This window comes from Streptomyces albidicamelliae (assembly GCF_025642175.1).
Classification (GTDB): domain Bacteria; phylum Actinomycetota; class Actinomycetes; order Streptomycetales; family Streptomycetaceae; genus Streptomyces; species Streptomyces albidocamelliae.
In genome coordinates this window covers 2,340,861-2,361,153 of the sequence record NZ_CP106795.1, presented here as the reverse complement: position 1 = coordinate 2,361,153, position 20,293 = coordinate 2,340,861, and the positions used below count along the sequence as shown (strand labels likewise).

Annotated in this window: 19 protein-coding genes; 9 read left to right on the top strand and 10 right to left on the bottom strand. The window is 71.2% G+C overall.

The genetic code is table 11. From position 1 onward, the window contains the following. Nucleotides 1-183 precede the first annotated feature (183 nt). The gene (locus N8I86_RS10990) at nucleotides 184-978 is read left to right on the top strand and encodes a class I SAM-dependent methyltransferase (protein ID WP_263277675.1); all 795 of its coding nucleotides are present in this window, start codon (nucleotides 184-186) and stop codon (nucleotides 976-978) included. A gap of 221 nt (nucleotides 979-1,199) precedes the next feature. Here N8I86_RS10990 and N8I86_RS10985 read toward each other — a convergent pair whose 3' ends face one another. Together N8I86_RS10985 and N8I86_RS10980 are read right to left on the bottom strand one after the other, a co-directional pair. Continuing rightward, entirely contained in the window at nucleotides 1,200-2,138 is a 939-nt protein-coding gene (locus tag N8I86_RS10985) for a carbohydrate kinase family protein (RefSeq protein ID WP_263277674.1), read from the bottom strand. Then, nucleotides 2,123-3,031, bottom strand: coding sequence for a pseudouridine-5'-phosphate glycosidase (locus N8I86_RS10980; RefSeq protein ID WP_263277673.1), 909 nt, complete (start codon nucleotides 3,029-3,031; stop codon nucleotides 2,123-2,125). The genes N8I86_RS10985 and N8I86_RS10980 overlap by 16 nt, the downstream gene beginning before the upstream one ends. A gap of 97 nt (nucleotides 3,032-3,128) precedes the next feature. Between N8I86_RS10980 and N8I86_RS10975 the strand changes: the two genes are divergently transcribed. After that, the gene (locus N8I86_RS10975; RefSeq protein ID WP_123438255.1) at nucleotides 3,129-3,560 is read left to right on the top strand and encodes a VOC family protein; all 432 of its coding nucleotides are present in this window, start codon (nucleotides 3,129-3,131) and stop codon (nucleotides 3,558-3,560) included. Nucleotides 3,561-3,565: 5 nt separating this feature from the next. Here the strand turns inward: N8I86_RS10975 and N8I86_RS10970 are convergent, their stop codons facing one another. Then, on the bottom strand, nucleotides 3,566-4,120 hold the full coding sequence (locus N8I86_RS10970) for a methylated-DNA--[protein]-cysteine S-methyltransferase (protein WP_263277672.1): 555 nt from the start codon (nucleotides 4,118-4,120) through the stop codon (nucleotides 3,566-3,568). A gap of 40 nt (nucleotides 4,121-4,160) precedes the next feature. Then, complete coding sequence (locus tag N8I86_RS10965) at nucleotides 4,161-5,051, bottom strand: glycerophosphodiester phosphodiesterase (protein ID WP_073892650.1); 891 nt, start codon at nucleotides 5,049-5,051, stop codon at nucleotides 4,161-4,163. A gap of 279 nt (nucleotides 5,052-5,330) precedes the next feature. Between N8I86_RS10965 and N8I86_RS10960 the strand changes: the two genes are divergently transcribed. From N8I86_RS10960 to N8I86_RS10935, 6 genes are all read left to right on the top strand, one after another. Beyond that, complete coding sequence (locus N8I86_RS10960) at nucleotides 5,331-6,212, top strand: MHYT domain-containing protein (RefSeq protein WP_263277671.1); 882 nt, start codon at nucleotides 5,331-5,333, stop codon at nucleotides 6,210-6,212. Between the two features lie 40 nt (nucleotides 6,213-6,252). Further along, entirely contained in the window at nucleotides 6,253-8,400 is a 2,148-nt protein-coding gene (uvrB, locus tag N8I86_RS10955) for an excinuclease ABC subunit UvrB (protein ID WP_073892646.1), read from the top strand. A gap of 157 nt (nucleotides 8,401-8,557) precedes the next feature. Then, nucleotides 8,558-9,136 (top strand): TerD family protein, encoded by a 579-nt coding sequence (locus N8I86_RS10950; RefSeq protein ID WP_263277670.1) that lies wholly within the window; start codon nucleotides 8,558-8,560, stop codon nucleotides 9,134-9,136. A 63-nt stretch (nucleotides 9,137-9,199) separates the two neighbouring features. Further along, on the top strand, nucleotides 9,200-11,212 hold the full coding sequence (locus tag N8I86_RS10945) for a TerD family protein (RefSeq protein ID WP_263277669.1): 2,013 nt from the start codon (nucleotides 9,200-9,202) through the stop codon (nucleotides 11,210-11,212). Nucleotides 11,213-11,446: 234 nt separating this feature from the next. Beyond that, complete coding sequence (locus tag N8I86_RS10940; RefSeq protein WP_382987782.1) at nucleotides 11,447-12,415, top strand: TerC family protein; 969 nt, start codon at nucleotides 11,447-11,449, stop codon at nucleotides 12,413-12,415. Between the two features lie 136 nt (nucleotides 12,416-12,551). Continuing rightward, the gene (locus tag N8I86_RS10935; protein ID WP_073892638.1) at nucleotides 12,552-13,652 is read left to right on the top strand and encodes a calcium:cation antiporter; all 1,101 of its coding nucleotides are present in this window, start codon (nucleotides 12,552-12,554) and stop codon (nucleotides 13,650-13,652) included. Nucleotides 13,653-13,701: 49 nt separating this feature from the next. On the opposite strand, the gene N8I86_RS10930 is transcribed toward N8I86_RS10935, so the two are convergent. Further along, a complete protein-coding gene (locus N8I86_RS10930) occupies nucleotides 13,702-14,973 on the bottom strand; it encodes an MFS transporter (protein WP_263280092.1) in 1,272 nt (423 codons plus the stop codon). A gap of 198 nt (nucleotides 14,974-15,171) precedes the next feature. On the opposite strand from N8I86_RS10930, the gene aroQ reads away from it, so the two are divergent. After that, complete coding sequence (gene aroQ, locus N8I86_RS10925; RefSeq protein WP_123438259.1) at nucleotides 15,172-15,645, top strand: type II 3-dehydroquinate dehydratase; 474 nt, start codon at nucleotides 15,172-15,174, stop codon at nucleotides 15,643-15,645. 10 nt (nucleotides 15,646-15,655) lie between these two features. On the opposite strand, the gene N8I86_RS10920 is transcribed toward aroQ, so the two are convergent. From N8I86_RS10920 to N8I86_RS10900, 5 genes are all read right to left on the bottom strand, one after another. Then, nucleotides 15,656-16,408 carry an amino acid ABC transporter ATP-binding protein gene (locus tag N8I86_RS10920; RefSeq protein WP_123438260.1) on the bottom strand — a complete coding sequence of 251 codons (753 nt, stop codon included), beginning with the start codon at nucleotides 16,406-16,408 and terminating at the stop codon, nucleotides 15,656-15,658. Continuing rightward, on the bottom strand, nucleotides 16,405-17,319 hold the full coding sequence (locus N8I86_RS10915) for an amino acid ABC transporter permease (protein WP_263277668.1): 915 nt from the start codon (nucleotides 17,317-17,319) through the stop codon (nucleotides 16,405-16,407). The genes N8I86_RS10920 and N8I86_RS10915 overlap by 4 nt, the downstream gene beginning before the upstream one ends. Continuing rightward, nucleotides 17,316-18,200 (bottom strand): ABC transporter substrate-binding protein, encoded by an 885-nt coding sequence (locus tag N8I86_RS10910; protein WP_263277667.1) that lies wholly within the window; start codon nucleotides 18,198-18,200, stop codon nucleotides 17,316-17,318. Before N8I86_RS10910 ends, N8I86_RS10915 begins: the two co-directional genes overlap by 4 nt. A 488-nt stretch (nucleotides 18,201-18,688) precedes the next feature. Further along, nucleotides 18,689-19,345 (bottom strand): MBL fold metallo-hydrolase, encoded by a 657-nt coding sequence (locus N8I86_RS10905; RefSeq protein ID WP_263277666.1) that lies wholly within the window; start codon nucleotides 19,343-19,345, stop codon nucleotides 18,689-18,691. A 46-nt stretch (nucleotides 19,346-19,391) separates the two neighbouring features. Next, nucleotides 19,392-20,078 carry a maleylpyruvate isomerase family mycothiol-dependent enzyme gene (locus tag N8I86_RS10900; protein WP_123438263.1) on the bottom strand — a complete coding sequence of 229 codons (687 nt, stop codon included), beginning with the start codon at nucleotides 20,076-20,078 and terminating at the stop codon, nucleotides 19,392-19,394. Nucleotides 20,079-20,293 lie beyond the last annotated feature (215 nt).

Here is a 20,293-nt window from a genome sequence, read left to right as displayed (position 1 = left end):
ACCGGCCGAACCGGCGCTCACCTGGGCACCATCCATGCCAGGAGTGTCGAACCCCTGCTCAACTCGGTTCCCCTGAAACACGGATGTGAGCCATCGCTCACCTCGGCATGCTCACCCTCGCGAAACAGCCGGCCAGACAGGTCGGCCGATCGGGACAAGCCGGGTGACTGGGATGATCGCGGCATGACGCAATCCGACGGGTACCTCCTCGACAACCGGCAGAGCGAGGCAGGCCGGCGCTTCGACGCCTTCGCCGACCTGTTCGACCCCACGACCTTCCGGCACATCGACGGCTTGGGCGTCCGCCCCGGCTGGCGCTGCTGGGAAGTTGGGGCCGGTGGCAGCTCCGTCGTCTCCTGGCTCGCCGAGCGGGTGGGCCCGACGGGCACCGTGGTCGCCACCGACATCGACACCACGCGGCTCGCCGGCGTGGCCCGACCGCCGGTGGACGTCCGCGTGCACGACGTCGGGGCCGAGGAACCGCCGGGCGACGGCTTCGACCTCGTCCACGCCCGGCTCGTCCTCGTCCATGTGCCCGACCGCGAAAGGGCGTTGCGGTCCATGATCCAGGCTCTGCGTCCTGGCGGCCGCCTGCTGATCGAGGACGCCGACCCCGCGCTCCAGCCCCTGATCTGCCCCGACGAGCACGGTCCCGCGCAGCGGCTCGCCAACCGGCTGCGCCAGGGCTTCCGCAAGCTGCTCGCCGAACGCGGCGCCGACCTGGCCTACGGCCGCAAGCTGCCGCGCCTGCTCCGCGAGGCGGGGCTGCGCGAGGTGGAGGCCGACGCCTACTTCCCCGTGGCCTCCCCTGCTTGCACGGCCCTCGAAGCCGCTACCGTCCGCCAGATCCGGGGCGGGCTCATCGCCGCAGGGCTGGCCACCGACGAGGAGATCGACCAGCACCTCGCCAACGTCGAGGCCGGCGACATGGACCTGGTCACCGCCCCGATGATCTCGGCGTGGGGCCGGAAGCCGTAGGCACCGGCACCAGCACCGGCACCGGCACCGCAAGCCGCAGGCGCCGGCATGTCCGGTCGGTGCCGCCGACACGGTCGCGCCGCCGTCGCACGTCTGCCGACGGCCGCCCCTGCGCCGGTGTTCACAAGGGGAGTGTGGCGCAGGCACCTGCCGCCGTGTGCGGAAAGGGGGACCAGTAGCCCTGCACGCCTACCCACCTGCCCGCCGCGAAGGGCCGGCCCCTACCCGTCGCTCCCCGGGCACGGCGGTCTGCCACCCACCCGTCCTACCGCCTCCGCTCCTGCCCGGCACCCGAGTGCCGCCGCGTCCTCCGGGGCGGCGTCCGCGACCAGGGCCGCGAGGAACGCGCCGGTGAAGGCGTCACCGGCGCCCGTGGTGTCCCGAGGAATCGCCGACGCGGCCGGCACCCGGGCGGCCACGGTGCCGGACCGGGCCACCAAAGCACCGTCCGCACCCGCCTTGGCCACCACCAGCGGGACGAGCCGGCTCAGCTTCGCCGCCGCGTCCGCCGGGTCCGGCAGCCCCGTCAGCAGGCAGGCCTCGTCCCGGCTGGGCAGCAGCACGTCCAGTCCCTCCGCGAAGGCCAGGAACCGGTCCACCCCCAGCTCCACCAGGAAGCCCGCCGACGCCGGGTCGAGGCTGACCGGCACACCACGCGCGCGTGCCGCCGCCAGGGCTCTCTCGGCGAGCGCCCGGCTGGACTCCCTGAACAGCAGATAACCCGACAGATGCAGCCGGGCGACCCCGTCCAGCAGCTCCTCCGACCAGTCGGCGGGTTCGAGCCGCAACGAGGCACCGCTGTCCGTGAGGAACGTGCGCTCGGCCGCCGCTCCCGTGTCCACCAGGCAGATCACCGTCCCGGTCGCCGCCTCCGGATCGACCACGAGCCGCGCTCGCACCCCGGCGGCGGCCAGCTCCCGCTCGTGCCACTCGGCCGCGTCGGCGCCCACGCGTCCCAGCAGCCGTACGTCGGCGCAGCCCGCGTGCGCGGCCCAGCAGGCCACGTTGGCCCCCGCGCCGCCCGGCAGCGTGCGGATCACGGCGGCCGTGTCGGTGCCCGCCGTCAACGGTCCGACGTGCCGGGCGACCACGTCGGTGACCACGTCACCGACGACCAGCAGCGCTCCGTGCCGCTGCCCCGAGGTCACCCCCGCGCCCACGCCGAGGCGATCCGCGCCGCCAGCCGTACGTTTCCACGCACCGCCGCCAGATTGGCGCTCAGGGAAGCACCGTCCGTGTGCCGGACCAGGTGGTCCAGCAGGAACGGCGTCACCGCCTGCCCGGTGACTCCCCGTTCCGCGCAGGCGGCGAGGGCCTCGGTGAGCACGCGCGCGTGGAGTCCGGGATCGAGCTGCTCCGTCTCCGGTACGGGGTTGGCGACGATCAGCGCCGACTCCGGCGCGCCAAGGGCGTCCTGGGCCCGCATCACGCCCGCGACCTGCTCCGGGCTGTCCAGCGTCCAGTCGACGGGATGCCCCGAGTCGGCCAGGTAGAAGCCGGGGAAGCGATCCGTGCCGTACCCGGCGACCGCCACGCCCAGCGTCTCCAGCCGCTGCAGGGTCGCCGGCACATCGAGGATCGACTTCACGCCCGCGCACACGACGGTGATCCGTGTGCGGGCCAGCAGCCCCAGGTCCGCCGACTCGTCCTGCGTTACCGTCCACTCCCGGTGCACACCGCCCAGACCACCCGTCGCGAACACCCGTACACCCGCCAGCGCGGCGAGCTGCGCCGTCGCCGACACCGTCGTCGCCCCGCTCGCACCGACCGCCACGGCGAGCGGCAGATCACGGTGGCCCAGCTTGCGGATGTCCTCCTCGTTCGCGACCCGCTCCAGCTGCTCCTTGTCCAGGCCCACCAGCGGACGGCCGTCGAGCACCGCGATCGTCGCGGGCACCGCGCCCTCGCGCCGCACCGCGTCCTCCAGCTCCAGCGCCACCTGCAGATTCCGTGGGCGCGGCAGACCGTGCGCGATGATCGTGGACTCCAGGGCCACCACCGGCCGTCGCCCGACGATCGCCTCCCGGACTTCTTCAGACACCACCAGCACCACGCGCCCGCCTCCTGTCCGTCGTCCTTCCTCATCTCTGGCGGGCGCCGACCGCCGTTAAACGCTTGCGGCCTGTGGGGCACGCCACCAGCCTGGTCGCATGACGAACAGCAGCACACGACTCGACCACGTCGTCCTGTGGGTGGCCGATCCGGTGGCATCCGCCGCCTTCTACGAGGAGGCCGTCGGCTTCGAAGCCCTACGGGTCGCCGAGTTCGCCGAGGGGAAGGTGACCTTCCCGTCCGTGCGCGTCAACGAGGAGACGATCCTCGACCTCGCCCCGCACAGTGCCGCGGACCGCATGAACATGCTGCCCGGCTCGGCCGGCAGTGCGGGCCACCCCGTCAACCACGTGTGCCTGGCCCTGCCCGCCGACGCCTTCGACGCCCTGCGTGCCCGCCTCCACGAGCACGGCGTGCCCATGAGCGACATCGGGCGCCACTCGTCCGGCGCGCGGGGCGACGCCACCCGCAACTTCTACTTCCGCGACCCCGACGGCAACGTCTTCGAGGCCCGGCACTACGACGACTAGCCGCCTCAGAAGAGCGGCTCGGGCAGCACGCCCTCCAGGGCGAGCAGCTTCCGCTTGGTCTCCAGTCCGCCTCCGAACCCCCCGATACCACCGTCGCTCTCCACCACCCGATGGCACGGCACCACCAACGGCAGCGGATTGGCGCCCATCGCGGCGCCGACCGCCTGCGCCCCGCCCGGCTGCCCGACGCGCCCGGCGAGATCGCCGTACCCCACCACGGCGCCGTACGGCACGCCGGACGCCAGCTCACGCAGCACCTGCCGGTTGAACCCGGAGATCAGCGACCAGTCCAGCGGCAGATCGAAATCCAGGAGGTCGCCGGCGAAGTACGCCCGCAGCTGGCGTATCGCCTCGGCCAGCAGCGGCGAGTCCGGGTCCTCGACGGGCTCGCCGCCCAGCCGGGCCGCCAGCCGCTCCAGAGCCCGGTCACGCACCGTGTCGGTGGCGTGGAACACGACGTTGACCAGGCCCTCCCGGGTCGCCGCCAGCATCAGCGGGCCGATGTCGCTGCCGACGACCGCCCACACGACCCGCTGCTCATCCTGCCCATGGCTGTCCATGCGCCCACGGTACGACCCGTCACTGACAACGCCGCCCGGCTCAGTCCGCGCCGGTCGCCGACCGCACCACGTCGGGCTTGTTGGTGATGATCCCGTCGACGCCGTAACCGGCCACCTTGCGGGCGCTGTCCACGTCGTCGACCGTCCATGCGAACACCCCGAGCCGCCTGCCGTGCGGCCCTTCGAAGGCATGCACGGCCGAGACGTAGCCACGGGTGAGCGAGCCGTACGAGGGGTTGATCAGATCCGCGAACCGGGCGTACCGGGGAAGCTGTCCCGCGCCCGGTTTGCCCAGGTAGGCGGTGGTCACCGCGGGCTTCAGCTCGTGGACGGCCAGCACGCTGTCGGTGCTGAAGCTCTGCACGACGAGCCGCCCGAGATGGCCGGGGTCCAGCCAGCCCTCGTTGCCGAGGAGTTTCAGTGTGTCCCGCTCGATCCCCGGGTACAGATCAGGGTTCTTGATCTCCAGGAGCAGCTTCTCGTGGTTGTGCTCGACCCGGCGCATGTACTGCCGGAGCGTCGGCACGCGCGTGCCCGCGTACACGGGGGAGAACCAGCTGCCCGCGTCCAGCCGGGCGATCTCGGCGGCCGTGAAGTCCTTCACCTTCCACGGCGCCCGGCCGGGGAAGACGTCCTCGACGTTCGTCGTGCGCGCGAGGCTGTCGTCGTGGATCACCACGAGCTCGCCGTCCTTGGTGCGCTGGACGTCGTTCTCGACCCAGGAGAAGCCGAGGTCCGCCGCGTTGTCGATCGCGGCCAGCGTGTTCTCCGGCCCGTAGGCCGCGGCACCCCGGTGCGCGATCACCGTGGGCCCGCCCGGCTCGGCCGCCTCACCCACCTCGCCGGCCCGGGCACCGGAGCCGGGACTCAGCAGGGACAGACCCGTCCCCAGGATCGTGGCGGCCGTGGCGGCGACAACGCGCGCGTGCATGCAGTCTCCTCGCGTCGAGCGAATACCGACAGCAACAGACTGACAGCAGATGGTAACCGGCACGCGGGTGCACGACGGCCACAGATTGAATGGAGATGTCCAAGTGCGCTCACGAGTGCCGCACAAGTGGGGCAAGGGCGTGTTTCTTTGCCGGAAAATCGTTCGACCATTCCGGTGGGGGTCATACTCTCTGCGACAACCCTGATCGCCCCCGCGGTCCTGGGACGGGGGCACACAGCCGGTATTCCGGGACGCAACAGGGCGGAAGGGCAGCCGCGCATGCAAGGCACGGTCGACGGATTCAGCTACGGGGCCGTCACCCCGGTGGTGGCCTACCTCATGGCCTGCCTGGGCGGTGCCCTCGGCCTGCGCTGCACCAGCCGGTCCCTGCTGGTCCCGCGCTCCCGGCGGCCCGCGTGGCTGGCCCTCGGGGCCGCCGCGATCGGCTCCGGCATCTGGACCATGCACTTCGTCGCCATGATGGGCTTCACCATCGAGGAGGCCTCGGTCCACTACGACAAGCCGATCACCTACGCGAGCCTCGCTCTCGCCATCGTCATGGTCGGCGTCGGGATCTTCATCGTCGGCTACCGGGGTGCCAGCGGCACCGCCCTGTTCACCGGCGGCACGATCACCGGTCTGGGCGTCGCCTCGATGCACTACCTGGGCATGGCGGGCGTGCGGTTCGACGGCCACTTCACGTACAACACGCTCACCGTCGCCGCCTCCGTCGTCATCGGCGTCGTTGCGGCCACCGCCGCGCTGTGGGCCGCCGGGCACGTCCGCGGCGCGCTGTGGAGCGTGGGCGCCAGCCTCGTCATGGGACTCGCGGTCAGCGGTATGCACTACATGGGCATGGCGGCACTCGGCGTCCAGCTCCACGGCACCCACCACGCCGCCGCCGGAGGCGGCCCCGAGGCGTCGGTGCTCGTGCCGATGCTGATCGGCCCGCTCGCCTTCCTGATCCTGGCGGGGGTGGTCGTGGTCTACGACCCGCTGACCGTCATGGGGCGCCCCGCCCGCACGACCGACGAGGACAAGCCGGGCGTCCCGGCCGCCACCGTCGCCCCGCGCCCGGACCGCCGCACCGCCCTCCACCAGGGCCGCAGGCCGGTCCGCCGACCCGAGTACCACGGCTCCCGCACCCCGCAGAACCGCTGACCGGAACCCATTGTCAGTGGGGGGTCGTACGGTTGATGGCATGCGGCCCGTTTCCCACATCGAACGTACGGTGGCGCCCTTCGAGGTCGTCAGCCCCTACCAGCCCAGCGGCGACCAGCCGACGGCCATCGCCGACCTGGCCAAGCGCATCGAGGCCGGTGAGAAGGACGTCGTCCTGCTGGGCGCGACAGGCACCGGCAAGTCCGCCACCACGGCGTGGATGATCGAGAAGCTCCAGCGCCCCACGCTCGTGATGGCGCCGAACAAGACCCTGGCCGCTCAGCTGGCCAACGAGTTCCGCGAGCTCCTGCCGAACAACGCGGTCGAATACTTCGTCTCGTACTACGACTACTACCAGCCCGAGGCGTACGTCCCGCAGTCGGACACGTACATCGAGAAGGACTCCTCGATCAACGAGGAGGTGGAGCGCCTGCGCCACTCGGCGACGAACTCCCTGCTGACCCGCCGTGACGTCGTCGTGGTCGCCTCGGTGTCCTGCATCTACGGCCTCGGTACTCCTCAGGAGTACGTCGACCGCATGGTCCCCCTCCGCGTCGGCGACGAGTTCGACCGGGACGAGCTGCTGCGCCGCTTCGTGGACATCCAGTACACGCGCAACGACATGGCCTTCACCCGCGGCACCTTCCGGGTGCGCGGCGACACCATCGAGATCTTCCCGGTCTACGAGGAGCTGGCCGTCCGCATCGAGATGTTCGGTGACGAGATCGAGGCCCTCTCCACGCTCCACCCGCTCACCGGTGAGATCATCAGCGACGACCAGCAGCTGTACATCTTCCCCGCCTCCCACTACGTCGCCGGCCCCGAACGCATGGAGCGGGCCGTCAACGACATCGAGAAGGAGCTCGGGGAGCGCCTCGCCGAGCTGGAGAAGCAGGGCAAGCTCCTGGAGGCCCAGCGGCTGCGGATGCGTACCACGTACGACATCGAGATGCTCCGCCAGATCGGCACCTGCTCGGGCGTGGAGAACTACTCGATGCACTTCGACGGCCGGTCGCCCGGCTCCCCGCCGAACACGCTGCTCGACTACTTCCCGGACGACTTCCTGCTCGTCATCGACGAGTCGCACGTCACGGTTCCGCAGATCGGCGCCATGTACGAGGGCGACGCCTCCCGCAAGCGCACCCTGGTGGACCACGGCTTCCGCCTGCCGTCCGCCCTGGACAACCGCCCGCTGAAGTGGGAGGAGTTCCAGGAGCGCATCGGGCAGACCGTCTATCTGTCGGCCACCCCGGGCACCTACGAGCTGTCCCGCTCCGACGGCACGGTGGAGCAGATCATCCGCCCGACCGGCCTGGTCGACCCGGAGGTCGTGGTCAAGCCCACCGAGGGCCAGATCGACGACCTGGTGCACGAGATCCGCATGCGCACCGAGAAGGACGAGCGGGTCCTCGTCACCACGCTGACCAAGAAGATGGCCGAGGACCTCACCGACTACTTCCTGGAACTCGGCATCCAGGTCCGGTACCTGCACAGCGACGTCGACACCCTGCGCCGTGTCGAGCTGCTGCGCGAGCTGCGCGCCGGTGAGTACGACGTCCTGGTCGGCATCAACCTGCTCCGTGAGGGCCTCGACCTGCCCGAGGTGTCCCTGGTGGCGATCCTCGACGCGGACAAGGAGGGCTTCCTGCGCTCCGGCACCTCGCTGATCCAGACCATCGGCCGCGCGGCGCGCAACGTCTCCGGCCAGGTCCACATGTACGCCGACAAGATCACCCCGGCGATGGAGAAGGCCATCGAAGAGACCAACCGCCGCCGGGAGAAGCAGGTCGCGTACAACAAGGCCAACGGCATCGACCCGCAGCCGCTGCGCAAGAAGATCAACGACATCGTCGCGCAGATCGCCCGCGAGGACGTCGACACCGAGCAGCTCCTCGGGTCCGGCTACCGCAAGGCCAAGGACGGCAAGGGCGCCAAGGCACCCGTCCCGTCCCTCGGTGACAAGACGCTCAAGGGGGCCAAGGCGGGCAAGGCCGCCAAGTCCGCGAAGGGCGCGACGGTTCCCACGGACCGTCCGGCTGCCGAACTCGCCGAGCAGATCGAGGAGATGACCGAACGCATGCGCGCCGCCGCCGCGGAGCTGCAGTTCGAGATCGCCGCCCGGCTGCGGGACGAGGTCTCCGAGATGAAGAAGGAACTCCGCCAGATGCGGGAGGCCGGCATCGCCTGACCTCGCCGATGACCGTCCCGGACCCCGGTGCGGGCGCCAAGTGTTGCAACACCGACACAAAGCGCGAGCCGGGGTTCGGCACTGTCGGTGCCCGTGCGTAGGGTTCTGGCAACCGCGCAGTTCGCGGCAGCAGGGGACGTCGAGAGGGGAACCAGCCGTGTCCGTCAATTTGACCAAGGGTCAGGCCATCAGTCTCGCCAAGACCGACGGGGCGACCTTGACCGCGGTCCGCATGGGGCTCGGTTGGCAGGCGGCGAAGCGGCGCGGCCTGTTCGGCTCCCGCACCCGCGAGATCGACCTGGACGCCTCGGCCGTGCTGTTCGCCGAGAAGCAGCCGGTCGACGTGGTCTTCTTCCGCCACCTGGTGAGCGACGACGGTTCCGTGCGTCACACCGGTGACAACCTCGTCGGCGGCGTCGGCCAGGGCGGGGACGACGAGGCGATCCTGGTCGACCTCCAGCGCGTGCCGGTCCACATCGACCAGATCGTCTTCACCGTCAACTCCTTCACGGGCCAGACCTTCCAGGAGGTCGAGAACGCGTTCTGCCGCCTCGTCGACGAGACCAACGGCCAGGAACTCGCCCGCTACACGCTGGCCGGCGGCGGCCAGTACACCGCCCAGATCATGGCCAAGGTGCACCGCGCGGGCTCCAGCTGGACGATGACCGCCCTGGGCACCCCGGCCAACGGCCGTACCTTCCAGGACCTCATGCCGGCGATCCTGCCGCACCTGTAGGACCACCAGCGCCCGCCCACGGGCGGGCGCGCACCACATCACTACACAGGGGGGGCGACGGCGATGACGGCCGAGCTGGTGCGGGGGCAGAACCACCCGCTGTCCCAGGTACGGCTGACGATCCGGATCTCGGCCGGCGTGCCGGTCCTGGTCGGAGCCGCACTCGGCGACGAGAACGGCACGGTGCGCGGCCCCCAGTGGGTGGCCCATCCCGGCGCCCCCGCGCTCCCCGGTGTCGAGGTCTCCCGGCAGGCCGCCGCCGAACACCGCCTGGCCGTCGACCTGGACGCCCTGCCCGAGGCGGTGCACCGGGTCGACATCTTCCTCGCCCTGCCGCCCGCGACCACCGGGCCGCTCCGCTTCGGTGCCGTCCCGTCGCCGTACACCGCCGTCGAGGATTCCGACGGCACCGAACTGGCCTCGTACACCCTCACCGGTCTGGACACCGAGACCGCCGTGCTCGCCCTGGAGCTGTACCGCAGACAGGGCGCGTGGAAGGTGCGCGCCATGGGCCAGGGGTACGCGGGCGGCCTCCACGCCCTCCTCGACGACCAGGGGCTGCCCCAGGCCGGCGATCTCGCGGCCGCCATCCAGGAGGCGACGGCCCAGAGCCTGGCCCGTGCGATACCCGCACCGTCGGCCAGGCCCGTGCCGACCTCCGCGCCCCAGGACACCTCCGCGGCCACGCCCTCCCCCTCCACGACGGGCGAGACGACCTCGCCGTACGACCCGCAGCACCTCTCCCATGGTGCGAACCCTTACGACGGGCCGGCGGACACCCCAGCGCAGCCGCACACCGCCGACGGGAATCGGTACGACGCCGAGACCCTCGGCGCCGCCCCGCAGGCGCGGTCCGCCGGCGGCCCGGTCGACTACACGCATCCGCGCCGCCACAGCACTCCGCCCCCGCTCCCGCCCTCCGCGGCTCCGGCCGGTGACGGGCAGCACGCCCGGCCCGTGGCGGGCGACGCCGTGGGCTGGTCGATGGACGAACGGCTCTACAACCAGGTCTGGGGCATGTTCGAGGATCTGGCCCGCACCACCGCCGCGTACCGCAGCGCCGTCGACTTCGCCGACACCCGTCTGGAGAAGGAGATCGACCAGGCCCTCGCCGACCCCCGTGACCGGCTCGGCAGCTCGGGCGACGCGGCCCGCGAGGCGGCGCAGGCGCGCCGGACCCACCTGGTCGACCAGGCACGCGCGGTCCTCGATCGTGATCTCGCCCAGCTCACGGCCGAGTCGGAGGTGGTCGAGCCCGCGCTGCCGCCCGCGTACGCCGGGTGGGACAGCCCCGTCTGGCACGGCTACCGCGTGCCCACCGAGGCGCCGCTGGCGCTGAGGCTGGGGGAGCTCCACCTGCCCGAGAGCGTGCCCCTGCGTATCCCCATGCTGGTCAGGCTGCCGCTGGAGCGGGGCCTGTGGGTCGACAGCGGACCGGCGGCGCTCGACGACTCCTTCCGGGACTCCGCCGAGCTGCGGCACCTGGCCATGGAGGTCGCCGTCGCGCTCGCCGCCCGGCTGCTCGCGGTGCACCCCGCCGGGGAGTTCGCCGTGCAGGTCATAGACCCGGCCGGAGCCGGGGCCCGGGCGCTGCTGCCGCTGACGGGGGCCGGAGTGCTCGCCGCTCCGCCGGCGACGGGGGCGGCGGGTGTGACGGAGATTCTGGAGCGGCTCACCCGGCGGGTGGACCTGGTGCAGATGGCGCTGCGTGGCGGAGCGGCCGCGGCACTGCCGGCCGATGTCGACATGGCGCAGCAACTACTGATCGTGAACGACTTCCCCCACGGTTTCGACGACCGCGCGGTGACGCGGCTGCGCTACCTGGCGGACGAGGGCCCGACGGTCGGCGTCCACCTGGTGATGGTCGCCGACCGGGAGGACGCGGCAGCGTACGGCCCTCTGCTCGATCCGCTGTGGCGTTCGCTGATGCGACTCACTCCGGTGCCCGACGACCACCTCGCCGACCCCTGGGTCGGCCATGCCTGGACCTACGAGCCCTCGCTCGTGCCGGGCGGCAGCCAGATCGTCCAGCAGGTGCTCGCCGAGGTGGCGAGGGAATGGACCAAGCACAGGTAAAGTGCCATTGAGCTGCACACTTGCCCTTTCCTTTACTTTTCCCTTTACCTTTCCTTGGTGATTGGGGTACTCTCGTCCGTACGGAGGGGAGTACTCCCTGACTGCGGCGCACCCGTCAGTACGGACCGGTTCCAGGTCCCGGGTCGTCGGCCCCGCGCGGGTGGAAGAGACCTCCGGCAGCGACAACGCTGATGTTTGCCGTCACGCAATGCCGGAGGTGCAGTGGAAGTCACCATGGGCCTGTGGGTCCTCACCATCGTGGGCCTCGCCGCCCTGATCGCCGTCGACTTCTTCATCGGTCGCAAGCCGCATGAGGTGTCGATCAAGGAAGCCGGAATCTGGACCGTCGTCTGGATCGCCCTGGCCGGACTCTTCGGCCTCGGACTCCTCGTCTTCGGCGGCGGGCAGCCGGCCGGAGAGTTCTTCGCGGGCTTCATCACCGAGAAGTCCCTGAGCGTGGACAACCTCTTCGTCTTCGTCCTGATCATGGCGAAGTTCGCGGTGCCCGCGCAGTACCAGCAGCGTGTGCTGCTCGTCGGCGTGCTCATAGCCCTGGTCCTGCGGGCCGTGTTCATCGCCGCCGGAGCCGCCATCCTCGCCAGCTTCTCGTGGGTGTTCTACCTCTTCGGCGCCTTCCTGATCTGGACGGCGTGGAAGCTCATCCAGGAGGCGCGCGCCGACGAGGAGGACGAGGAGTACGAGGAGAACAAGCTGCTCAAGGCCGCGGAGCGCAGGTTCGGCGTCGCCGACCGCTACCACGGCACCAAGCTGTGGATCCAGGAGAACGGCAAGCGGGTCATGACCCCGATGCTGGTCGTGATGCTCGCCATCGGCACCACGGACGTCCTGTTCGCGCTGGACTCCATCCCCGCGATCTTCGGCCTGACGCAGGACCCGTACATCGTCTTCACCGCGAACGCCTTCGCTTTGATGGGTCTGCGGCAGCTGTACTTCCTCATCGGCGGCCTGCTGAGGAAGCTGGTCCACCTCTCGTACGGCCTGTCGATCATCCTCGGCTTCATCGGCGTGAAGCTCGTGCTGCACGCACTGCACGAGTCCGGCGTCCATGTCCCCGAGATCAGCATCCCGGTCTCGCTCGGCGTGATCTGTGCGGTCCTGATCGTCACCACCATCACCAGCCTGATGGCGACCAAGAAGCAGGCCGCCGCCGAGGACCGTCCGAAGGACAGCATCGACGCCTGACCCTGCCGACCGCTCGGCGAGGAGCGAGACGCCGTGGGGCCCGGTCCGTCAGGACCGGGCCGCCGCACCGGAAAGGATGAGAGGTATCCGGAAAGAACGGAATGCGAACCCTGTACGTCTCTGCGAACATCGCGGCATGATCACTGGGCTGAGATCGCTCACCGGGCAATGGACGCTCCTCGTGCCCGTGCTCGCCATCATCCTGCTGGTCTTCACCTGGGGCCGTGACCTGCCCGGCGCGGTCGTCGCCCTGGTGACCCTGGTGCTCGCCGGCTCCGTCCTCGCGGCCGTGCACCACGCCGAGGTCATCGCCCACCGGGTCGGCGAGCCCTTCGGCTCCCTGGTCCTCGCCGTCGCCGTCACGATCATCGAGGTGGCCCTCATCGTCACCCTCATGGTGGACGGCGGCGACAAGAGCGCCACCCTGGCCAGGGACACGGTCTTCGCCGCCGTGATGATCACCTGCAACGGCATCGTCGGCCTCTGCCTGCTCGTGGCCTCCCTGCGGCACGGCACCGCCGTCTTCAACCCCGAGGGCACCGGCGCCGCCCTGGCGACCGTGGCGACACTCTCCACGCTCAGCCTGGTCCTGCCGACCTTCACCACCAGCAAGCCCGGACCCGAGTTCTCCACCGTCCAGCTGACCTTCGCCGCGCTGTCCTCACTGATCCTCTACGGCTTGTTCGTGACCACCCAGACCGTGCGCCACCGGGACTACTTCCTGCCGCTCACCCGGCAGGGCGAGGTCATCACCGCCGACGACCACGCCGAGCCCCCGTCCGCGCGCACCGCCTGGATCAGCCTCGGCCTGCTCGGCCTCGCCCTGATCGGTGTGGTCGGCCTGGCCAAAGGCGTGTCGCCGACCATCGAGGCGGGCGTGAAGGCCGCCGGCCTGAACCAGGCCGTCGTCGGTGTGGTCATCGCCCTGCTCGTCCTGCTGCCCGAGACGATCGCCGCGCTGCGCTCCGCCCGGCGCGACCGGGTGCAGACCAGTCTCAACCTCGCGCTCGGCTCGGCCATGGCCAGCATCGGCCTGACCATCCCGGCCGTGGCCCTGGCCTCCGTCTGGCTGTCCGGGCCGCTCGTCCTGGGTCTCGGCCCGGTGCACATGCTGCTGCTCGCGCTGACCATCGTGGTCAGCTCCCTGACGGTCGTGCCGGGACGTGCCACGCCCCTGCAGGGCGGAGTCCATCTGGTGCTGTTCGCGGCCTACCTGGAGCTGGCGGTCAACCCCTGAGAACGGGACGTGGGACCCCGGGCACGGACGTGCCGCACGCCCACCCCCGTCATCCGGTCACCGGGTCCACCGCCGGTACCGGGACCGGCCGCGTCTCCGGCAGCAGCGCGAAGCACCCGAGGCTGAGCAGCGAGATGCCCGTCAGGTAGAGGCCCACGCCCCACGGGACACGCCCGCCGTGGGCGGCGAGCGTCGTGGCCACGATCGGGGTGAGCGCGCCGCCGAGGACTCCGCCGAGGTTGTAGCCCACGGCGGCACCCGTGCAGCGCACCCGCGCCTCGTACAGTTCCGGCAGGTAGGCGGCGATCACCGCGAACATGGTGATGAAGGCCAGCAGCGCGCCGAGGATGCCGAGGAACATCAGCAGCGGCTCACCCGTGGCCAGCAGCGCGACCATGGGCAGCATCCACAGGGCGCAGCCGGCGCACCCCGCAAGGCACATCGGCCGGCGCCCGAAGCGGTCGCCGAGCAGCGCCATGAGAGGCGTGAGCGCTCCCTTCACGACCACGGCGGCCATGACACAGGTGAGCATGACCGTGCGGCTCACGCCGAGCCGTTCCGTGGCGTAGGACAGCGACCAGGTCGTCACCGCGTAGAACACCGCGTACCCGGCCGCCAGCGCCCCCGCGGTCAGCAGCACCAGCCGCCCGTGGTGCCGTACGACCTCGGCGAGGGGCACGCGCGCGAGGTCGTCGAGTTCCAGGAACCGCGGGCTCTCCGTGAGCGACGACCGCAGCCACAGACCGGCCAGCGCCAGCGCTCCGGCCGCCCAGAACGGCACCCGCCACCCCCAGTGCGCGAACTGCGCCTCGGACAGCGCCGCCGACAGCGCCAGCATCACCCCGTTGGCGAGCACGAAGCCGACCGCGGGCCCCACCTGGGGGAAACTCGACCACAGCGCACGCCGCGCGGGAGGCGCGTGCTCGGCGGTCAGCAGCACGGCTCCACCCCACTCCCCGCCGAGCCCCAGGCCCTGCAGGAAGCGCAGGACCAGCAGGAGTACGGGCGCGGCGACGCCGATCGCCCCGTACGACGGCACGCAGCCGACGGCGACCGTCGAGGCGCCGGTGAGCAGCAGCGACAGGACGAGCACCGGCCGCCGTCCGCGCCGGTCGCCCAGGTGCCCGAACAGCACCGAGCCCAGCGGCCGGGCCACGAAGCCCACACCGAAGGTGGCGAACGCCGCCAGGGTCCCGGCGACCGGTGAGAAGGTCGGGAAGAACAGCGGCCCGAGGACCAGAGCGGCGGCCGTGCCGTAGACGAAGAAGTCGTAGAACTCGATCGCGGTCCCGGCGAGGGACGCGGCGGCGAGCCGCGACATGGAGGGTGCTGTTGCGGTGCGTACGTCGTGCATGCCGCGTCAACCACCCGCGGTGATCATGGGTTACGGGGGCGTGCGACGGCGGCCGAAGGCCCCTGGAGCGTGCGCCGAGGCGACGGCGCACACGGTCCGGCCGGCGTGATACACCGGGTGCGAGCGGCGGTCGTCGACGCACCGCCCCGACGGACCGGAGGAACCGTGCCCCGCACCCTGGCCAACGCCCCGATCATGATCCTCAACGGGCCCAACCTGAACCTGCTCGGCCAGCGCCAGCCCGAGATCTACGGCAAGGACACGCTGGCCGACGTCGAGGCGATGTGCAAAGAGGCGGCGGCCGCGCACGGTGGCACGGTGGACTTCCGGCAGTCCAACCACGAGGGTGAGCTGGTCGACTGGATCCACGAGGCACGGCTGAACCACTGCGGGATCGTCATCAACCCGGCCGCGTACTCCCACACCTCGGTCGCGATCCTGGACGCGCTCAACACCTGCGACGGCCTGCCCGTGCTGGAGGTGCACATTTCCAACGTCCACCAGCGCGAGGCGTTCCGGCACCACTCGTACGTCTCCCTGCGCGCCGACGGTGTGATCGCGGGCTGCGGGGTGCAGGGCTATGTGTTCGGCGTGGAGCGGGTCGCCGCTCTGGTGGGAGCGGCACAGGCCGACGCGTAGCCGGCGGCGGCTACAGGCGGCCGGCGTCCACGATCCGCCGCAGGAAGCGCCGGGTGCGCTCCTGCTGCGGATCGCCGAAGACCTGCTCGGCGGTTCCGCGCTCCAGCACGACCCCTCCGTCCAGAAAGCAGACCTGGTCGGCGACGTCCCGGGCGAACCCCATCTCGTGCGTCGCCAGCACCATGGTCATGCCGTCGTCCTTCAGACCCCGGACCATCTCCAGCACCTCGCCCACGAGTTCGGGGTCGAGCGCTGCCGTGATCTCGTCCAGCAGCAACAGCCTGGGCCGTACGGCGAGGGCCCGGACGATCGCCACACGCTGCTGCTGGCCGCCGCTGAGCCGGTCCGGGTAGGCGTCCGCCCGGCCCGCGAGGCCGAGGCGCTCCAGCAGCTCACGGGCCCGTTCCTCGGCCTCGACACGGGAGACGCCGTGCACCCGGCGCGGCGCGAGCGTGATGTTGTCCAGCACGGTCATGTGCGGGAACAGGTTGTACGACTGGAAGACCACGCCGATCCGGCGCCGTACCGCGTCCTGGTCGACGCGTGGGTCGGTGATCTCCTCGCCGTCCAGCCAGATCGCGCCGTCGTCGATCTCCTCCAGGAGGTTGGCGCAGCGCAGCAGCGTGGACTTGCCGGAGCCCGAGGCGCCGATCAGCGCGGTGACCGTGTGCGGAGCGACCTCCAGATCGACGTCCCGCAGCACGACGGCCTCGCCGAAGGTCTTGCGGACGGACTCCAGACGCAGGACGGGTGCCTCGCTCACAGTGTTCCTCCCTGGGCGCGCCGTCGGTCCGTCCGCGCCGTCACCCAGTCCGTGAAGCGGGTCATCGGGATGGTCAGCGCCACGAACACCAGCCCGGCGACGATGTACGGCGTGTAGTTCAGGCTGCGGCCCACGATGATGTCGGCCGCCCGTACGGCGTCCACGGCGCCGCCGATCGACACCAGCCCCGTGTCCTTCTGCAGCGACACCAGGTCGTTGAGCAGCGGCGGCACCTGCCGGCGCACCGCCTGGGGCAGCACGACGTGGCGGAGGGCCTGCCGGTTGGTCAGGCCCAGCGAGCGTGCCGCCGCCCGCTGGGAGGGGTGGACGGACTCGATACCGGCCCGGAACACCTCCGCCACGTAGGCCGAGTACGTCAGCGTCAGCGCCGTACCGCCCAGCAGCACCGGGTCGACCGTCACCCCCTGCAGCCGCAGTGCGGGCACGCCCAGGACCACGATCATCAGGTTGATGATCAGGGGGAGGCCGCGGAAGAAGTCGGTGTACGCCGCCGCCAGGACCCGCAGCGGGAAGAACACCGGGCCGCGCAGCGTCCGTGCGACGGCGATCAGCATGCCGAGGACCAGGACGGCGGCACCGCAGACCAGCAGCAGGCGGATGTTCAGCCACAGTCCGTCGAGGACCTTCGGGAACGCCTCGCGCGCGTACCGGGCGCTGAAGAAGGTTTCCCGGGTGCGTGGCCAGCCCGGCGCGTTGACGACGACCAGGTAGAGCACGGCGGCCGTGACGAGCGTCGAGAGCGCGGCGAGGGCCGTGGCACGACGGGCACGGGCGCGTTTGTGGCGCTCGCGTTCCAGACGCCGTTCGGAGGGTGTGTAGGCGCCTTCGGCGGTCATGTCACCCTCGTCGTCCGCCCCTTCCCGGGCGGACTCGCCCTTGGTGACCGTCACTTGAGGACCGGGGCGTCGACGGCGTCGGACAGCCACTGCTTCTCGAGGTCCGCCAGGGTGCCGTCCTTGCGCAGGGCGTCCACGGCGCCGGTGACGCACGCGGTGAGCGCGCTGCCCTTGTCCAGCACGAGCCCGAACTGCTCGGGGGTGCCACCCCGGTTCTCGAACTGGCCGACGATCTTCGCGTTCGTCACCTCGGCGCCGGTGATGTAGAACGCGGTCGGCAGGTCGACGACGACGGCGTCCACCTGACCGTTCTTCAGCGCGGACTTGGCCTGGTCGTTCTTCGCGTAGACGGCGGCCTCCTGCTTCGGCTTCACCACGTCGGTGATGTAGTCGAGGCTCGTGGTGCCCACCTGGGCGCCGAGCTTGAGGTTCCTCAGGTCCGCGACGCTCGTCGCTCCGGCCGCCTTGCCGCCCTTGAGCGCGACGACGGCCTGGCGCACGTCGTAGTAGCCGGAGGAGAAGTCCACGGCCTTCTTGCGTTCGGCGCTGATCGACACCTGGTTGATGTCGAAGTCGAAGGTCTTCACACCGGGCGCGAACGCCTTGTTGAAGGGGACGCTCTGCCAGACGACCGCGTCCTTGGAGTACCCCAGCCGCTTCGCCACGGCGTACGCGACCGCCGACTCGAACCCCTTGCCGCTGCCGGGCTTGTCGTCCTTGAACCACGGCTCGTAGGCCGGCTCGTCCGTCGCGATCGTCAGCTTCCCGGACGTGGTGGTGGCCAACTTGCCCCGGACACAGCTCTTCGCGGCCGATCCCGACGGGGCTGCCGATGCCTTCCCCTCGGGCTGCGGAGCACAGCCGACGGCGGTGGCGAGCAGGGCGACGGTGGCGGCGGCCACCGCCCGGCGCAGAGTGTGAGGAGCAGGGTGCATGGCGGGAGAGTGGCAGCGAACTTGGCGTTTGTCGAGGTCATGGCCGTGAAAGTCCGCATGCTGGGAACGGGTGTTGCGGCCGTGTGAACGCCGGACCTGGCCTGCGCTCCCGGCGGGTGCCCCTGCCTGGGCCGCCGGCCGAGGGCGGGGTTGGAGGCCGGCGGCCCATACCGCTCAGGAGCCGTCATCCTGCGCGGGGCTGCCACCAGTTGACCGCGCGGCAGCCGTACACGGGAGCGCGCACGGGGGCCCGGCGCGTGCGAAGCGTTCACACGGGGCGCGCGCATAGAGGCGCGCGCCGGGAGGGTGCGCGGACGGCGCACTTCCTGCGCCGGGCGCGCGCCGAGGTGCAGGCAAGCGGGCGCCCGCTCGTGTACGCGCGACCGCTCACGTGCCCGTACCTGCGCCCGGTCACGTAGGCGTGGCGAGCTCACCTGCACGCGACCGCGCGTCGGCCGGCCCGCCCGAGTCGGCGGACGCCCGGTCGCCTACCACCCGCGCGCGTGCCACTCCGGGAGGTGCGGCCGTTCGGCGCCCAGCGTGGTGTCGTTGCCGTGACCGGGGTAGACCCAGGTCTCGTCCGGCAGCACGCCGAAGAGCTTCGTCTCCACGTCGTGGATCAGGCTGGCGAACGCCTTGGGGTCCTTGCGCGTGTTGCCGACGCCGCCCGGGAAGAGGCAGTCGCCGGTGAAGACGTGCGGATGACCGTGCGGGTCGTCGTAGACCAGCGCGATCGAACCCGGCGTGTGCCCCACGAGGTGGCGCGCGGTGAGTTCCACGCGCCCCACCCGGATGACGTCGCCGTCGTCGACGAGGACGTCGGTCGGCACGGGGATGCCCGGGGCGTCCTCACGGCCGGCATGGGTACGTGCGCCCGTGCCGGCGACGACCGCGGCCAGCGCCTGCCAGTGGTCGCCGTGCTGGTGGGTGGTGACGACGGACGCGATGCCGTCGTCACCGATCATGCCGAGGAGCGTCTCCGCCTCAGCGGCGGCGTCGATCAACAGCTGCTCGTCGGTGGCCCGGCAGCGCAGCAGATAGGCGTTGTTGTCCATCGGGCCGACCGCGATCTTGGTGATCATCAGGTCTTTCAGCTCGTGCACGTCCGCCGGTCCGCCGACCTTGACCTCTCCGGTGTACGTCATGGTGATCAGCCTATAGCGGGCCGGGCCCCGGCGGACGGCCGTCGTGCTACAGCGGGGGGAGCTTCGGGAGCGTCCCGCCCCGCACCTCCAGCGCCGCGCCGTCGCTGCGTCCCGCGAGCCAGCCCACCAGCTCCGCCGGCCGGCCGGCGACCTCCACCTCGGGCTCGTCCGCCGCCCGCCCGGTGCTCCACGCGCGCGTGCCGTCCGTGACGCGGGTCGCCGGGACGTCGGGGTGGCCGGAGAAGCGCTGCGTGAGGAAGCCGGTCTCCCGCTCGGTGAACTCGACCGGAAGATCCTCCAGCTCGTAGCCGATGCCGAGATCCACATGGTGCAGTTCCACCTCGACCCAGCGCCGGAACGGCACGCGGGCCGCGGTGTCGGTGACGCCGTTGCGCAGCTCCACGGTGCGGGCCCAGTCCGCGGGGGCGTCCGCGACCGCCTGGAGGCGGGCCGCACTCTCACGCAGGTCGGCGAGCTGCTCGTCCAGCGGGCGCCGGGCGTCGCGCTCGATGTCGGCGTCCCGGGTCTCGGCGCTCGGGTACATGGGCCGGCCCTCCAGAACGTTCACGATCGCGTCGGCGTTCCGGGAGAGGTGGGCGAGGACGTGCCCCCGGCTCCAGCCGGGCAGCCGTGACGAGTCCGCGAGCGAGGCGTTGTCCAGTTTGGCGACAGCGGTGAGGAGCCGCTCCGTCGCGTCACGTACACATGCCAGGTCATGAGCGTGATCAATCATGGTGCTGACCCTAGCCGTGCCACACCTTCGGGTGAAGGTGGTGAACCTCGCCCTCAAATCGAAAGCACGTGCTATATCGTCGAGGGTGGCGTCGGGCATGCTGGAAGGTCGGGGGTTGTTATGCGACCGGGCAATCCGACCGGCGTTGTCAGTGGCTCCCCCTAGTCTGAAGAAGCACGGGGGCCCCGCCCCTGTCACTTCTCTCAAGAAAGGTG

Coding starts and splice junctions, on each gene's coding strand:
- N8I86_RS10990 (WP_263277675.1), top strand. CDS start 184: ATGACGCAATCCGACGGGTACCTCCTCGACAACCGGCAGAGCGAGGCA.
- N8I86_RS10975 (WP_123438255.1), top strand. CDS start 3,129: ATGACGAACAGCAGCACACGACTCGACCACGTCGTCCTGTGGGTGGCC.
- N8I86_RS10970 (WP_263277672.1), bottom strand. CDS start 4,120: ATGGACAGCCATGGGCAGGATGAGCAGCGGGTCGTGTGGGCGGTCGTC.
- N8I86_RS10965 (WP_073892650.1), bottom strand. CDS start 5,051: ATGCACGCGCGCGTTGTCGCCGCCACGGCCGCCACGATCCTGGGGACG.
- N8I86_RS10960 (WP_263277671.1), top strand. CDS start 5,331: ATGCAAGGCACGGTCGACGGATTCAGCTACGGGGCCGTCACCCCGGTG.
- uvrB (WP_073892646.1), top strand. CDS start 6,253: ATGCGGCCCGTTTCCCACATCGAACGTACGGTGGCGCCCTTCGAGGTC.
- N8I86_RS10945 (WP_263277669.1), top strand. CDS start 9,200: ATGACGGCCGAGCTGGTGCGGGGGCAGAACCACCCGCTGTCCCAGGTA.
- N8I86_RS10940 (WP_382987782.1), top strand. CDS start 11,447: ATGGGCCTGTGGGTCCTCACCATCGTGGGCCTCGCCGCCCTGATCGCC.
- N8I86_RS10935 (WP_073892638.1), top strand. CDS start 12,552: ATGATCACTGGGCTGAGATCGCTCACCGGGCAATGGACGCTCCTCGTG.
- N8I86_RS10930 (WP_263280092.1), bottom strand. CDS start 14,973: ATGTCGCGGCTCGCCGCCGCGTCCCTCGCCGGGACCGCGATCGAGTTC.
- N8I86_RS10910 (WP_263277667.1), bottom strand. CDS start 18,200: ATGCACCCTGCTCCTCACACTCTGCGCCGGGCGGTGGCCGCCGCCACC.
- N8I86_RS10905 (WP_263277666.1), bottom strand. CDS start 19,345: ATGACGTACACCGGAGAGGTCAAGGTCGGCGGACCGGCGGACGTGCAC.
- N8I86_RS10900 (WP_123438263.1), bottom strand. CDS start 20,078: ATGATTGATCACGCTCATGACCTGGCATGTGTACGTGACGCGACGGAG.